At 66.3% G+C, this 12,381-nt stretch carries 18 protein-coding genes; 12 read left to right on the top strand and 6 right to left on the bottom strand.

What is annotated here, in order from left to right; translation table 11 throughout:
* Positions 1-8: 8 nt before the first annotated feature.
* From OG885_RS16830 to OG885_RS16800, 7 genes are read left to right on the top strand one after another with little or no spacing between them, the layout of a single operon-like run.
* Entirely contained in the window at positions 9-203 is a 195-nt protein-coding gene (locus OG885_RS16830) for a Flp family type IVb pilin (protein ID WP_405731881.1), read from the top strand.
* Complete coding sequence (locus OG885_RS16825; protein ID WP_405731878.1) at positions 203-799, top strand: pilus assembly protein TadG-related protein; 597 nt, start codon at positions 203-205, stop codon at positions 797-799. Before OG885_RS16830 ends, OG885_RS16825 begins: the two co-directional genes overlap by 1 nt.
* Before the next feature lie 34 nt (positions 800-833).
* A complete protein-coding gene (locus OG885_RS16820) occupies positions 834-1,418 on the top strand; it encodes a hypothetical protein (RefSeq protein ID WP_405731876.1) in 585 nt (194 codons plus the stop codon).
* 8 nt (positions 1,419-1,426) lie between these two features.
* Positions 1,427-2,053, top strand: a complete 627-nt coding sequence (locus OG885_RS16815) for an OmpA family protein (protein WP_405742755.1) — start codon at positions 1,427-1,429, stop codon at positions 2,051-2,053.
* 7 nt (positions 2,054-2,060) lie between these two features.
* A complete protein-coding gene (locus OG885_RS16810) occupies positions 2,061-4,169 on the top strand; it encodes a PrsW family intramembrane metalloprotease (RefSeq protein ID WP_405731874.1) in 2,109 nt (702 codons plus the stop codon).
* Between the two features lie 22 nt (positions 4,170-4,191).
* Positions 4,192-4,563, top strand: a complete 372-nt coding sequence (locus OG885_RS16805) for a hypothetical protein (protein ID WP_405731871.1) — start codon at positions 4,192-4,194, stop codon at positions 4,561-4,563.
* A complete protein-coding gene (locus OG885_RS16800) occupies positions 4,560-4,952 on the top strand; it encodes a hypothetical protein (protein ID WP_405731869.1) in 393 nt (130 codons plus the stop codon). The genes OG885_RS16805 and OG885_RS16800 overlap by 4 nt, the downstream gene beginning before the upstream one ends.
* Positions 4,953-4,970: 18 nt before the next feature.
* Here the strand turns inward: OG885_RS16800 and OG885_RS16795 are convergent, their stop codons facing one another.
* Both OG885_RS16795 and OG885_RS16790 read right to left on the bottom strand, forming a co-directional pair.
* Positions 4,971-5,678 carry a DUF4232 domain-containing protein gene (locus OG885_RS16795; RefSeq protein ID WP_405731866.1) on the bottom strand — a complete coding sequence of 236 codons (708 nt, stop codon included), beginning with the start codon at positions 5,676-5,678 and terminating at the stop codon, positions 4,971-4,973.
* A 144-nt stretch (positions 5,679-5,822) separates the two neighbouring features.
* A complete protein-coding gene (locus tag OG885_RS16790) occupies positions 5,823-6,215 on the bottom strand; it encodes an ATP-binding protein (RefSeq protein WP_405731863.1) in 393 nt (130 codons plus the stop codon).
* Positions 6,216-6,412: 197 nt separating this feature from the next.
* Between OG885_RS16790 and OG885_RS16785 the strand changes: the two genes are divergently transcribed.
* The 3 genes from OG885_RS16785 to OG885_RS16775 all read left to right on the top strand — a co-directional run bounded on the left by OG885_RS16785 (position 6,413) and on the right by OG885_RS16775 (position 8,101).
* Positions 6,413-7,249, top strand: coding sequence for a helix-turn-helix domain-containing protein (locus tag OG885_RS16785; protein ID WP_405731860.1), 837 nt, complete (start codon positions 6,413-6,415; stop codon positions 7,247-7,249).
* 8 nt (positions 7,250-7,257) lie between these two features.
* Positions 7,258-7,446: a DUF397 domain-containing protein gene (locus OG885_RS16780; RefSeq protein ID WP_405731857.1), complete on the top strand. Its 189-nt coding sequence runs from the start codon at positions 7,258-7,260 to the stop codon at positions 7,444-7,446.
* Positions 7,447-7,510: 64 nt separating this feature from the next.
* Complete coding sequence (locus tag OG885_RS16775; protein ID WP_405731854.1) at positions 7,511-8,101, top strand: hypothetical protein; 591 nt, start codon at positions 7,511-7,513, stop codon at positions 8,099-8,101.
* Positions 8,102-8,135: 34 nt separating this feature from the next.
* Here OG885_RS16775 and OG885_RS16770 read toward each other — a convergent pair whose 3' ends face one another.
* Positions 8,136-8,522 carry a DUF192 domain-containing protein gene (locus tag OG885_RS16770; protein ID WP_405731851.1) on the bottom strand — a complete coding sequence of 129 codons (387 nt, stop codon included), beginning with the start codon at positions 8,520-8,522 and terminating at the stop codon, positions 8,136-8,138.
* A 441-nt stretch (positions 8,523-8,963) separates the two neighbouring features.
* Between OG885_RS16770 and OG885_RS16765 the strand changes: the two genes are divergently transcribed.
* Both OG885_RS16765 and OG885_RS16760 read left to right on the top strand, forming a co-directional pair.
* Positions 8,964-9,620, top strand: coding sequence for a hypothetical protein (locus OG885_RS16765; protein ID WP_405731848.1), 657 nt, complete (start codon positions 8,964-8,966; stop codon positions 9,618-9,620).
* The gene (locus OG885_RS16760) at positions 9,608-10,633 is read left to right on the top strand and encodes a hypothetical protein (RefSeq protein WP_405731845.1); all 1,026 of its coding nucleotides are present in this window, start codon (positions 9,608-9,610) and stop codon (positions 10,631-10,633) included. The genes OG885_RS16765 and OG885_RS16760 overlap by 13 nt, the downstream gene beginning before the upstream one ends.
* Positions 10,634-10,707: 74 nt before the next feature.
* Here the strand turns inward: OG885_RS16760 and OG885_RS16755 are convergent, their stop codons facing one another.
* Genes OG885_RS16755 through OG885_RS16745 form a run of 3 tightly spaced genes read right to left on the bottom strand, consistent with a single transcriptional unit; the run spans position 10,708 to position 12,349 of the window.
* Positions 10,708-11,361: a hypothetical protein gene (locus OG885_RS16755; protein WP_405731842.1), complete on the bottom strand. Its 654-nt coding sequence runs from the start codon at positions 11,359-11,361 to the stop codon at positions 10,708-10,710.
* Positions 11,358-12,005 (bottom strand): hypothetical protein, encoded by a 648-nt coding sequence (locus OG885_RS16750; RefSeq protein ID WP_405731839.1) that lies wholly within the window; start codon positions 12,003-12,005, stop codon positions 11,358-11,360. The genes OG885_RS16755 and OG885_RS16750 overlap by 4 nt, the downstream gene beginning before the upstream one ends.
* Positions 12,002-12,349 carry a hypothetical protein gene (locus OG885_RS16745; protein WP_405731836.1) on the bottom strand — a complete coding sequence of 116 codons (348 nt, stop codon included), beginning with the start codon at positions 12,347-12,349 and terminating at the stop codon, positions 12,002-12,004. Before OG885_RS16745 ends, OG885_RS16750 begins: the two co-directional genes overlap by 4 nt.
* Between the last annotated feature and the right edge of the window lie 32 nt (positions 12,350-12,381).

The raw sequence follows: 12,381 nt of genomic DNA, 5'->3' as shown, positions 1-12,381 counted from the left end.
GGCACACCATGAGCAACTGGATCAACACCACCGTCTCGTACCTCAAGGCCCGCGTCGAGCGAAGCGACAAGGGACAGACGGCCGTGGAGTACCTGGGGATCATCGCGGTGGTTGTGGCGATCATCCTGATTCTCCTCGGTACGAACTTCGGCCAGCAGATCGCGGACGCGATCACCACCAAGATCGGAGAGATCACGGGCTGATGCGCGGGCGCGCACGCGGCGACGCAGGGCAGGCGTTCCCCATCTACATCACGGTGGTGGGGGCCCTGCTCTTTCTCGCGTTCGCATACCTTGCGGTCGGCCAGGCCGCGGCGAACAAGAACGGTGCAGCGACGGCCGCCGACGCGGCGGCCCTGGCGGCAGCCCAGGACCGGCGGGACCAGCTTGCGGACCTGTGGGTGACGGACGTCCTCGACCCGACCAAGTGGCAGGACATCTTCGACGGCAACGCGGAGGGACTCGGCCCTTCGTGCGGACGTGCGGACCAACTGGCGGCGCAGAACGACGCCGTGGTGCTGGTGTGCGACCCGGAGGGACTGTTGGCCTACACGGTCGAGGTGAGGACCAACAAGACCGTGGGGGAGTCCGTCATCCCCGGCACGGAGGACAAGCAGTCGACGGCATCCGCCACCGCCGAGATCGAGTCCCTGTGCACGTTCGAACCCCCGGCCGAGGACGCGACGGACGACGTACTGCCGCGCCTCTCCTGCAAGGACAGGAACTGGGACCTGGACCCGGAGCACCTCGGTGTTCTGCCCGAGCCCGAGGACCTCTTCGATGTCCACCTGGCCGACTGACAAGCGAACGACGAGTGACGAAGGAAGCGGACGCATGAGCAGCATTCGGTTCACGGCGAAGGCTCGCAGAGGGGCGGTCGCGCTGGCACTCGCGGCCGGACTGGCCGCCGGTGTGGCCGGCTGCGGCGGAGGTGGTGACGACGACAAGAAGCCAGATGCGACGGCGTCTGCACCGCAGAAGGGCGGATCCGACCCGAGCCCTCAAGAGGGCCAGTCGGACGAGATCCAGGCCGAGTTGAAGGGTTCGAGCGGCCTGATCCTTCAGATCACCTCAGCTGAGCGGGACTCCGGCGGTTTCGTAACGGTGAACGGCACGCTGAAGAACGACGCCGCCAAGCCGGTCACGGTCCCGGCGGCATTGCAGGGCGACGAGACCGAAGTCATGGCGCACGGCAGGTCGCTCGGCGGAGCCACTCTCGTGGACTCCAAGGAGAAGAAGCGCTACTACGTCCTGCGTGATACGGAGGGGCGTCCCCTCACGACAACGGGCTTCTCGATCCTCAAGGCGGGTGAGGCGGTTGCTGTCTTCATGCAGTTCCCGTCCCCTCCCACGACCACCACAGACGTCACCCTCCAACTCCCCACCTTCTCCAGCGCCACGATCAAGATCTCCGGATGAGGCAGGCGATGACCCTCACCTCCTCCCGCGTGGCCTGGGCCGCCGCGACGGTCCTGATCGTCACCAACCTCTACGGCGTCACGACCGCCCACGCCGACGAGACGCCCAGCGTCCCCCCGGGCACCGAAGCCACCGCCACCGCCCCCGTGAAGGTCGACCCGAACGACCCCGACCTGAAGCTCCCCGAGGGCGCCACGCTCGCCGAGCCGAAGGTCCTCGACATCAAGCAGGTCGTGGAGGACGAGGGCGGCGAGGAACGCCGCGAAGACACCAACGCTGACGTCAAGTTCGCACTCCAGGCCGAGGTCCTGTTCAGCAAGGACAGCGCGAAGCTGAGCGACGACTCCAAGGCCCGTATCGCCGCGATCGCGGACGAGATCAAGAAGCAGAACGCGACACGGATCAGGGTCTTCGGCTTCACCGACAACCTGGGTTCGTCGGCGCACGGCGACGTCCTGTCCCGCCGGCGGGCGAACGCCGTCCAGGACGTCCTCGACGAGGAACTGAACGACGCGGGCATCACGTACGAGGTACGCGGCTACGGCGAGCAGTACCCGATCGCCGACAACTCGACGGAGACGGGCCGGAAGAAGAACCGAAGGGTGGAGGTCTCCTTCCCGCGCACGGAGAGCTGACGGCCACATGACCGTGCTGATGGCGACCGCGGCCGTGTACGGGGTCGTACAACTGCTCTTGCTTTCCTGGCCCACCCGTTCCGTGGGTGTGGCGACGGTCCTTCTGGCCGTCCTGGTCGGCGTGTACGCATGCGGTACGGCGGCGGCGCTGCTGGAGTTGTCGTACACCAGGCTGATCGCCGACCAGACGGACCAGTCCCTGATCCGGGTCGTGAACACAACCGCCTACACGACCGCCCCCTGGGTCGAGGAGCTGCTCAAGATCTCCCCCCTCCTCCTGGTAGGGCTGTACGCGAAGGTCCGCCGCCAGTGGGGTCTCACCGACTTCACGCTCCTGGGCGCCGCCCTGGGCGCCGGTTTCGGGCTGCTGGAGGCGCTGCTGCGCTACTCCCTGAACGCGGACCGCGCCATCGCCGCGCACGGCGGCTGGATCGTGCCGGAGAGTCTGTCGGCGCCGTATGTCCCGGGCCCCTCCCAGGTGTTCACGTCCTGGTTACCGGCGCCCGTCGCCCCTCTGGACCTGAGTCATGGGGGAGAGGTGGCGGTCGGGACGTTCACGCACCTGGTGTGGTCGACGGTCGCTGGCCTGGGCGTGGGAGTGCTGTGGCGGGCGAAGGGGTGGTGGAAGCCCCTGGCCCTGCTCCCTCTCTCGGCGGCGGTGGCCCACCACACCCTGAACAACTACGCGGCCACACACGCACGTACACCCGCGGACGACTGGCTGGAGAACCTCCAGTCCACGCTCGCCCTCGCTCCATTCGCCGCTCTGTTCCTGGCCATGGCGGCAGACGTGCTGACCCTGCACCGAGCGAAGCGCGGCCTCCCCGACACGCTCCTCCCGGCCGAATGCCGCGACGGCGACACGATCGCGGCCGTACTCCACTACGCGACCCTGCGCTTGCCCTGGACCCCCCTCATAGCTCTGCGCTTCCTGCGCCTGCGCCGAAACCTCTTCTACTTCCACACGGCCGTATCCACGCCCCGGCCCCCCGATTCGACGCCCTTACGCCGCACCGTGGCCGACCTGGCCACCCGCATCTCCGCCACCGACGACGCGAAGACATGGCGCACGCCGGACCTGAGAGCCCGGATCCGAAGTGCCGCGGCCCACCCCACGACCACCCGCCGCGGACGCCTCCTGGCCTGGCTGGTCCCGGGCATCCTGCTTCTGCCGGCCGTCCTCTTCCTGGGCGTCGGTTCCTTCAAGGCGACGGCCGGGCTGCAGGAGTACTTCACGACGGGCGCCGGCCCGCAACTCCTTCGAGCCTTCGCTGTCGCCGCCCTGGCCTGGACCGCTTGGCAACTCACCACCCTGCTCCGCATCTGGCGCCGGACAGCAGCCACCCCCCTCCTCGCCGAGCCCTTGGCCACCCACCGCTTCCGCACCGCGTCAGCCCTGGGTGCGGCCACCACCGGAACCCTCCTCCTCTGGCGAAGCCTGGGCGAAGCAGGCACGGAAGGCCGGGCCATCCCCACCGCCCACCTCTTGGACGCCCTGGACCACTTCCTGATCTACCTCGGCTTCGCCCTGCTCCTCCTTTCCCTCCTGGCCCTGTTCCCACCCGGAGCGGGCCTGGCCGTGGCGGGCGCGGCCGTCACGGGAGAGGGGGCGCTGGGCGCCGCGCTCGCCGCCCGACTGGGGTTGGCGGGGATAGCGCTCATGGTCGCCGGGGCAGCGGGTGGGGAGCGGGGTGATGGAAGGGACGGACGCACGGAGGGCGACAGCGGGAGTTCCCGCAACAGATCCATAGACGAGTCCGAAAAGGCGTTCAATCCCAAAGAGCGACGGATCGCCGAGGCGCTGCAGAATGAAGGTCGTCACGTCAAGGCTCTCAAAGAGTCTTCAGTTGAAGGGCAAAGAACTCCGGATGCGCTCGTGGACGGCGTTCCGACAGAGTTCAAGACCCTAGACCCGGGCGCCGGTGCGAACTCCGTCAAAAACACGCTGAACACCGCGAAGAAGCAGGCCCGCGACGCGATCGTCGATGCGCGGGGTAGCGGTCTCGATGAGACTGGTGCACGAGAAGGGCTCGGAAATTTCCTGCGCAACAATCCGCCGGGACGAATGAACTCGATCCGGATTATCGGAGACGGCTACAATATTCGATGGCCCTGAGGGCGTTGCATGGGGGTTTCGCATGAGTGCGTATCACTACATCTTTGTTCGCCCGGGTTTCCCGCGAGATCGGCTCGTCCGGGACATCTCCGAGGCATGCGGCGCCGAACTGATGTCCACCGAGGACGAGTTCATCGACTGCGCCGCGAGTCTCGGACACGCCGCGGTCGAGGTCGAGTTCACCCATGAATACGAGGACGACCACGGCATGACGTTCGAGCGGTACGACTCGCTGCTCACCGTCAGAGACTTCGGCGCGGACCCGAAGCGCCAAGAGGCGACGGCCCGACAGATCTTCGAGAACCTGTCTGCCCTCGGCCGCTACGACCTGATCCTCGTACGAGACCTGCAAGAGCTGCTCGCAACGTCCGAAGCGGGGGGTGACGACGCTTGAGGAAGGTCAGTTACTGGCAACTGGTGGGTTTCGAACACGTCCACCTCGAGAACAGCTTTGTCCTGGACATACAGGCTTCCCCGGGCCGCCTGAGACTGGACGTGGAAGTGGTGCTCGTTCCCGGGCACCCCGACCATCGCCCACCCGCTCCCGATGAACTGAACTGCTACGCACGCGCCACGATCGACTTCCCGAACCTTCGAACCCTCGCTTGGACCGGCCAGGGAACGCCACCCGCGGTGGACGCCTCCGGCGAGACCGACTACGGCGGAATCGACACGTTCTTCTGGGACGGAACGTCGTTCCACCTCGAAGGGGACTGGGGCGTCATCGACCTCGTGAGCGCGCCGCCCGTCACTCACCTCGGTCACGAAAGGGGCGGGAAGTGAAGCTCACGCCCCAGACCGTCACCGCGCGAACATGAACTTCTCCGTCGCCGCCAAATCTCTGTTCCAGTACGTGACCTGCGGGGTGGCGCTGACGGCGGGATCCCCGACGTTCAGGAAGTCCGTGCCCTCGGGGAACTCCACGGCGAGCTGTGCGACCCCCGCCTCGACGTTCTCGATGTCCACGAATCCGATCGTCATCGACTTCACGGCGGTCGTCTCCTCGTCCGCCCGCCACAGCAGCAACCCCGCGTACCCCTTCCCGCCCGGCGCGACCGTCGCGAGCTTCTGTGGCTTGGACTCCATCGGGCCGATCTGCTCCACGGCACCGTCACCGAAGGAAACGTACGGGTAGAGGTACAGCGTGCACTTCGAGTCACTGATGTTCGTCGCCGTGAGGAGCAGATGCCGGGCCTCGTCGTGCGGGTAGACCTTCGTGACGACGGAGACGTCGGAGTCGGTGCAGGGCCGGGCTTCCTCGCCGGAGGACTCGCCGCCGGCGTTGTCGTCGTCGTTGTTGTCGTTGTCGTTGTCGTTGTCGGGAGTGGCCGTACCGGGCGTGCCGGAGGCGGACGCGCTCGGCGTACCGCTGGACGAGCTGGACGGCATACCGCTCGTCGCCGCGTCGTCCGTGCTCCCGCCCGGCTCGCACGCCGTGGACGACAGCAGCGCGGCGACGGCGGCGGCGCCGAGGGCGTACGTCTTGAGTCTGGTGCGGGCAGCGCCCATGGTGTTCCCCCGTGTGATTGGCCTGGACCGGCGCTCTGATTCTGCACAGCGGAGCGCACCGATCCAGACACCCTCCGCGATCGTTACGGATCAAGGACATGGACGGGACGCTTCCGTTTCGCCAGGTCAGCGCGGCGAAACGAGTCAAGCGGCGGCAAGCTCGCACCACACGTACTTGCCTCGCCGGCCATCCCTCGAGAGAGGCTGCCACCCCCACAGATCGGCACAGGCCCGGATCAGCACGAGCCCCCGCCCCTCCTCCGCGAGCCGCAACTCCTTTACCGGGGCGGGCGGTTGCGGGTCCGCGTCCCACGCCCCGATCCGCAGCACCCCCGCCGACCAACGCACCCGCAACGCCGCAGGTCCATCCGTGTGCCGTACGGCGTTGGAGACCAGCTCGGCCGCGAGGAGCTCCGCGACGTCGACGAGCCGGATCAGGCCGTGCATCGTCAGGATGAGGCGAAGGGTGCGACGGCTGACGGTGACGGAGCGGGGGTCGTTCGGGATGTAGAGGGTGTACTCCCAGGGTTCGGGCATGGGTGAACTCCGTTCGGGTGTGGGGGGTGCGCGGTGGCGGTGCCGCTGTCGCCATGGCAGGGCGGGGCGGTGCCCTTCCGCAGCGTGTGCGTTGCGTCACCGACGGTAGGGGGTACATGTAACTTCGAGCAAGCCGATCGCGTAATCTGCCCCCGAACGGGCCTCACTGGCAGGCGTGTTGAATCGAGGAGCGGCGGATGGTCCCGAGGCGTGAACCAACTGCACGTCAGATGCGCCTGGCGGTCGAACTGCGCAGGCTCCGCGAGGCGGCCGGGCTCACCGCTATCGAGGCGGCGGCACTGCTCGGGGTGAACCGGGTCCAGATCAGCCAGATCGAATCCGGCATGAAGGGTGTAAGCGAGCAGCGTCTGCGTCGCCTGGCGTCCCGCTACGCCTGCACGGACAAGGAGTTCATCGACGCCCTGGTCGTCATGGCCACGGACCGCACACGCGGATGGTGGGAGGAGTGCAGGGGGCTGCTGCCCACGTCGTTCTTGGATCTCGCGGAGTTGGAGCACCACGCCACCTACCTGCACGAGGTGGCGATCCTGTACGTTCCGGGCCTGGTGCAGACGGAGGACTACGCCCGAGGAGTCTTCTCCTCCAGAGTTCCCGAACTGGCCCAGGACGAACTTGAGTTGCGACTACGTCATCGAATGCGGCGCCAGCGGATCACCACTCCCTACGAGTTGGTGATCCATGAGTGCGCCCTGCGGATCAGGGTCAGCGACCGTACAGCCGCCAAGGCGCAACTCGCCAAGCTCCTGGAGGTGTCCGAGGCCGACCACATCACCGTGAGGGTGATCCCGTTCGACCTTGACGGTTTCGGCAGCGCGGCCAGCGCCATGACCTATGTCGGCGGCCCCCTCTCCAAGTTGGACACCGTCGTGCGCGATGTGCCCCAGGGCCTGGCGTTCGTCGACTCCGAAGCCCAACTCGAGGTCTTTCGAACGCGCTTCCGTAAGGTGGAAGCCGTATCACTCGACCCCGACCAGTCACGTGACTTCATCCACCGACTGGCGAGAGACCTGTGAGGCACCCCATGGACAACTGGCGGAAGTCGTCCTACTCAGGCCCTGACGACGGCAACGCCTGCGTGGAAATCGCGAACTCCTCCACCCACGTAGCCATCCGCGACTCCAAAATCCCCTCAGGCCCCACCCTCACGTTCCCCACCACCACCTTCACCCCCTTCATCGAAGCGCTGAGGACGACGCCCCCCACCCCGTAACGCGCAATGAGCGGCCGGCGAAACCGATTGGCGACCGCTCGCAACGCCGTGCGAGGCTCCACCCATGGGCAACTCCAAGGCATATGCGGTGCTTCGCACCACCGACGCGGCGACGGCATACACGCAGGCGAAGCGCCTCGTGGAGCTGCTGGAGCAGACCGCGGACGAGGTATGGCTGATGGCCGAGCTGCACACGGTCGCGGACGTACGCAGGATGGCGAAGGCACTCCCGCAGGCCCCGTACGAATACACGAACGCCCGCAAGGACCCGTCCACGGGCGAGTACCTCAGCTTCGATGCGGACGTGACGACAGCGGACGACGCCACACTGGAGGCGGCCCTGCCCCTGAACCTCTCGGAGGAGTTCCCGAGGGGAGAGCTGGAGGACCTCTTCGTGGCGGCCCTCGGAGTGGGGACGGCCTCCATCGACTGGCACGGCAGATGGCCGGAGGACGACGAGGCGGACTGCCACGGCACGCCGCGATACGACGGCGTCCAGGTCGTCTTCCACGGCAACCACGCCCAGTGGGACACCTGGACCGAACACCACACCGTCTTCGTCCACACGGACAAGTGGGGCGACCTGCCGAGGGCCCGCAAACTGGCGGCGCACATCGGGAGTGAGGTGGTGGGGGAGAGCCAGTTGGGCTGGTAACACCCCTCGCCCCCACCCGCCCCCACCCCTACCCCTACTCAAGGGCACCGCCCACAACCTCGCCCACGACCTCCACCCGCACCCCGCCCCGCAGCCCCCACCCGGCCATGACACCGGCCTCGGCCTCCACCACATGCCGAGCCCGCACCCGAGGCAGCCCCAACCGCCCGGGCTTCATGGTCCGGACGGCGATGACGACGAGATGGCGATCGAGATAGGCGACGTCGATGGCCATACGCATCCGAAAGGTGTGCACGCTGTTGGCGGGCGACAACAACATGGCCCCCTCAACACCGTCCCGCCCCAACAGCCCTTTGGTACGGGCCCGATAGGAGGCGGCGACCTCAACCGGAACAGAAACCGCCCCCGCCTCCCCCCGCACAACCAACACTCCCCGCCCATCCCGAAACCGCCGCCCCACGCCCGTCCCACCTCTCTCCCGCCCGAAAGCACAGAGGGCGTGTGCTGCCCCGCCCCTTGGATAGCGTTCCTCACCCAAGAAGGCCACACTCCAGGAGGCTGACCTCACCCTGAGGCCGCGGTGGATGGCGACGGCACCGCTTCACTCAGCAGAGGATCGACTCACAGTGAGGAAGCGCCAAGTGCCAGCCGTGCATAAGACCGGTGGCGAGCGACATCACCACTTCCTCCTTTGCTCATTCATAAGTGGAACAACCAGTTCGCCGTGCACTCCGGCCACCTGCCCCCGCGTTACCCAACCGTGACCGCCCAATCGGGCCTGGGAGTGCACGATTTGGCCCCATACATACCCCCAAGTGCTCCGCTTCACCCTGGTGTCCCCCCATCCCGCTGGATAGCGTTGGTTCGCTCAAGAGAAGCCTCGCCTCACCAGGAGCCGATCGTGAATCGCCGCCCCACCCTGATCGCAGCGCTCACGCTGACCGCCGCAGCGGCCCTGACGCTGTCCGCGTGCGGGAGCGATGACAGCTCCAAGGACGACAACGACAAGATCGCGGGAGCGGACACCGGTGGCGACAAGTCGGCGTCGCCAACGGCATCGGCCTCAGCGGCTGTCGATCGCCCGAAGATCGAGCTGCCCGCCGATCTGTCGTACACGTTCGACTGGTCCAAGACGGGCGACAAGGACAAGGACGCCGTCCTGTCCGACAGTGAACAGTCGATCAAGGCCGTCGACTTGGCGATTGTCAACCAGGATGCCCTCGACAAGGCTTACCTCTTCTATTACGAGGGAGAGGCGGCGGCCAGCACGCAGGAATTCATTCAGGCGTATGTCAAGGCCAAAGCCAGGGTCACCGGGGATTACCGCTACTACGACGCGACTGTCAACGTGAGCGCCAAGGACAGCGCCTCCCTCGTCTACTGCGAGGATCAGAGCAAGGCGTACGACATGTACTTGAAGACCAAGAAGGTCAACAAGACGCCGGCCACGAAGAACAGCTACGTGCTCTACATCACGCGGTTGCACAAGAACGACGAGGGTGTGTGGGCCGTCGAGAAGATCGAGTCTCAGAGGGGGAGCGACAAGTGCCAGCCTTGAGCGTCACGTCGCGGGTTCTGATAGCGCCTGCTGTGATCGGTGTGGTGTTGCTGAGTGGTGTGCCCGCCCTCGCCGACAACACGATTGGCGGTGGCGCTCAGGCGCCCAACACAAATGCTGACACCAACGGCGACACTCTCTCCGTCACCGCCGGAGGCGTCGTCTTCGACCGTTCCAAGAACGGCAGCGGCACCTCCACCGGCGCCCTGACGTCGAGCACCTCCTGGACCCCGCCGCCTTGCTGGTACGCGCCCAAATACACCCCGGAGCAGCTCCAGAAGACGCTGGAGCCGATCTGGGAAGCGGAGTCGACCGGCTACGAGTGGGATGCCGAGCAGCGGAAGAAGTACAACGCGGACGACGAGGAAAAGGGCTTCAACAAGGACAAGACCGGCAAGGGTTACTGGTGGGACTCCTACGTCGACAAGAGCTACCCCCCGGGCTGGGACTCCTGTGACAAGGGACCGTTCTGGGTGGACACGGGCGACGCCCCGCCGGCCCAGTACGAGAACGCCGTTACCCCCGAGATCCTCGCCGAACTCGCCTACAACGAGATCCGCGTCCCGGGCACCGAGGTGACCCTGGCCCCCGCCGAAGCGACCAAGGTCAACCTCCCCACCTGGGCCTGGCTCGACGGCGCCGCCTTCAAGCCGGTGTCCGTCACGGCCTCCGTCCCGGTCCTCAACATCAACGCGACCGCGACCGCGGAACCCGTCTCCCTGAAGATCGAGCCTGGCACCGCCGACGCCGTGACCTACCCGGCATCCGGCGTCTGCGAGATCAACAACGGCCGCATCGGCGAGCCGTACGCGAAGGGCAAGGCGGACCAGACGCCACCCTGCGGCGTGAAGTACCTGCGTTCGTCGGGTGACGCGACGTACCCCCTCAGGGCGACCGTCACCTGGAAGATCCAGTGGACCGGTAGCGGCGGTGCGGGAGGCGACCTGCCCGACGGCAACTTCGGCGCCACGCAGAACGTCGTCGTACAGGAGATCCAGGCCGTCAACCGCTAGCTGTCGCGCGTGAGGGCCACGGCGGGCCGGGGCATCGAGTGGAGCCTGGCCCGCCGTGCGGCAGTCTGCCTGGATCACGAGGACAGCCAGGCGTCCGCTTCCTCATCCGGGCTGATCCGGATGATACGGGCGAATTCGTCTACGTCGTCGAGCGCTCGGAGGATCCGGCCGGCGTCGGGATCGGCCAGGATGACCAGGACGTCCGCGGCTTCCGGGCCCTTCTCGTAGCGCCAGGCGTAACGCAAGCCGACATATACCTCGTTGCTGTCCTCGTCCTGGTAGTAGCGCAGCACGCGCAGACCGGTTCCGAGATACGGCGAGTCGAAGTCCTCGACGATGGGCGGCTCAACGGTGTAGCTCGCATCGGCGTGGGTCAGCTCACGCAGTGTCGCTTCCCGGTCTTCGCCCTCTTCGATCTCGACCAGGTCGACGTACGCGGGAAGCGGGATCTCCCGTGGGTGCGGGACATGGAGAAAGACCTCGAAGTCTGGATAGGCCGCCGGGGCCCGGACGGCGTACATCAACAGAATGTTGGTCAGCAGATCGACTTCGCCCGGCTCCGGCCTTTCCGGCGCGGCATCCGCCCAGAGGCCCTCAGCCCAGTAACGCGCCCACGCTTCTGGGCTCTGCGCCTCCTCGACGTCCTCAAGTCCTGGCTCCGGCCAGATGAGCGGGATCCGGATCCAAGGGGACAAGGCCATGGCGTGCTTGACGTTGAGCCAGCTCACTCGTAACTCCATTTGAACGTGCTGACCACCGCGTCGAACAACTCAACCAGCACATCGGTGAATTCACTGTCGGCGTCGCCGTCACCCGGGGTGGAGAAGTTGATGCTGATCCAGCGGCCGGGATCGTTGGCCACGGGGATCACGTAATCGACCCGCCGTGTCAGCAGCTCCCCTTCGTCGAGGGCTGATCGGTAGTCACGGCGCAGCGCGGGTGCCCCCGCCACGTCGACCTCTGTCGCCGCTCCGCCGGGCACGCCGTCGTCAACCAGACGGGCGAGCACCTGCCCCGGAGGTACGCCATGTTCTTGACCGATCGGCATCTCGGCCACGATGAACGAGGCCATGAGGAAGATTCCCCCGCGCGGGAGCACCGGAAGATAGAGGTCAAGACCGCCGTTTCTGCTGGCCGCACGGGCCTGCTTCTCCAACTGGCGACGCATCTCCAGTCTGAAGCGCATCGCGTCGTCGCGGGGGATGCCTTCCGGTACCTGCCCCATGTGGGAGAAGAGGATCTTCTCCAGCGCTTCCTTCGTGCCCTCGCGGAGAGGGATCCGGATCCAGCCGGGCGGTAGGACGAGTTCGTAGCGGTGAGGAGCGGTCACCTCGGCGACTGGTGCCTGTTGCTCCAGTTCGGATCTACTCACGCGCGGGCCTGCTTCTTGAGCTGACGGCCAGCGATGAGGATTGTCAGACAGGCGAGGATCGGGATGATGGCTAGCCACTTGTAGCCGAAGGCCAAGATGATGTTCCAGAACAGGTACATACCGGCAATCATCTTGATCGTCTGGGAGAAGTTGGTGCCGATCTGAGGGTTGCGGATGAGTTCTTGGTTCCTGATAAATAGGATGAGCATGAGTACAGGCGCGATCATGATCGGCCAGGCGGCGTAACCTCCAGTGAGCCAGTCCATTCCACCGTACTTGCTTCCGAGGTCTTGGAAGGCGAAACAGAGGACCGGTGTCAAGGTGAACGCAGCAAGGTATTTCATCGCGCGAGACTCTACTGGGCTTTTTGCCGGGA

The sequence above is a fragment of the Streptomyces sp. NBC_00028 genome (assembly GCF_045041065.1).
Classification (GTDB): Bacteria; Actinomycetota; Actinomycetes; order Streptomycetales; family Streptomycetaceae; genus Streptomyces.
The sequence above is the reverse complement of the archived record's forward strand: the minus strand, read 5'-3'. Positions and strand labels throughout refer to the sequence as shown.

Excerpts from the sequence above, each read along its gene's own strand:
- OG885_RS16830 (WP_405731881.1), top strand. The coding sequence starts at position 9 with ATGAGCAACTGGATCAACACCACCGTCTCGTACCTCAAGGCCCGCGTC.
- OG885_RS16825 (WP_405731878.1), top strand. The coding sequence starts at position 203 with ATGCGCGGGCGCGCACGCGGCGACGCAGGGCAGGCGTTCCCCATCTAC.
- OG885_RS16820 (WP_405731876.1), top strand. The coding sequence starts at position 834 with ATGAGCAGCATTCGGTTCACGGCGAAGGCTCGCAGAGGGGCGGTCGCG.
- OG885_RS16815 (WP_405742755.1), top strand. The coding sequence starts at position 1,427 with ATGACCCTCACCTCCTCCCGCGTGGCCTGGGCCGCCGCGACGGTCCTG.
- OG885_RS16810 (WP_405731874.1), top strand. The coding sequence starts at position 2,061 with ATGACCGTGCTGATGGCGACCGCGGCCGTGTACGGGGTCGTACAACTG.
- OG885_RS16805 (WP_405731871.1), top strand. The coding sequence starts at position 4,192 with ATGAGTGCGTATCACTACATCTTTGTTCGCCCGGGTTTCCCGCGAGAT.
- OG885_RS16795 (WP_405731866.1), bottom strand. The coding sequence starts at position 5,678 with ATGGGCGCTGCCCGCACCAGACTCAAGACGTACGCCCTCGGCGCCGCC.
- OG885_RS16790 (WP_405731863.1), bottom strand. The coding sequence starts at position 6,215 with ATGCCCGAACCCTGGGAGTACACCCTCTACATCCCGAACGACCCCCGC.
- OG885_RS16785 (WP_405731860.1), top strand. The coding sequence starts at position 6,413 with ATGGTCCCGAGGCGTGAACCAACTGCACGTCAGATGCGCCTGGCGGTC.
- OG885_RS16780 (WP_405731857.1), top strand. The coding sequence starts at position 7,258 with ATGGACAACTGGCGGAAGTCGTCCTACTCAGGCCCTGACGACGGCAAC.
- OG885_RS16775 (WP_405731854.1), top strand. The coding sequence starts at position 7,511 with ATGGGCAACTCCAAGGCATATGCGGTGCTTCGCACCACCGACGCGGCG.
- OG885_RS16745 (WP_405731836.1), bottom strand. The coding sequence starts at position 12,349 with ATGAAATACCTTGCTGCGTTCACCTTGACACCGGTCCTCTGTTTCGCC.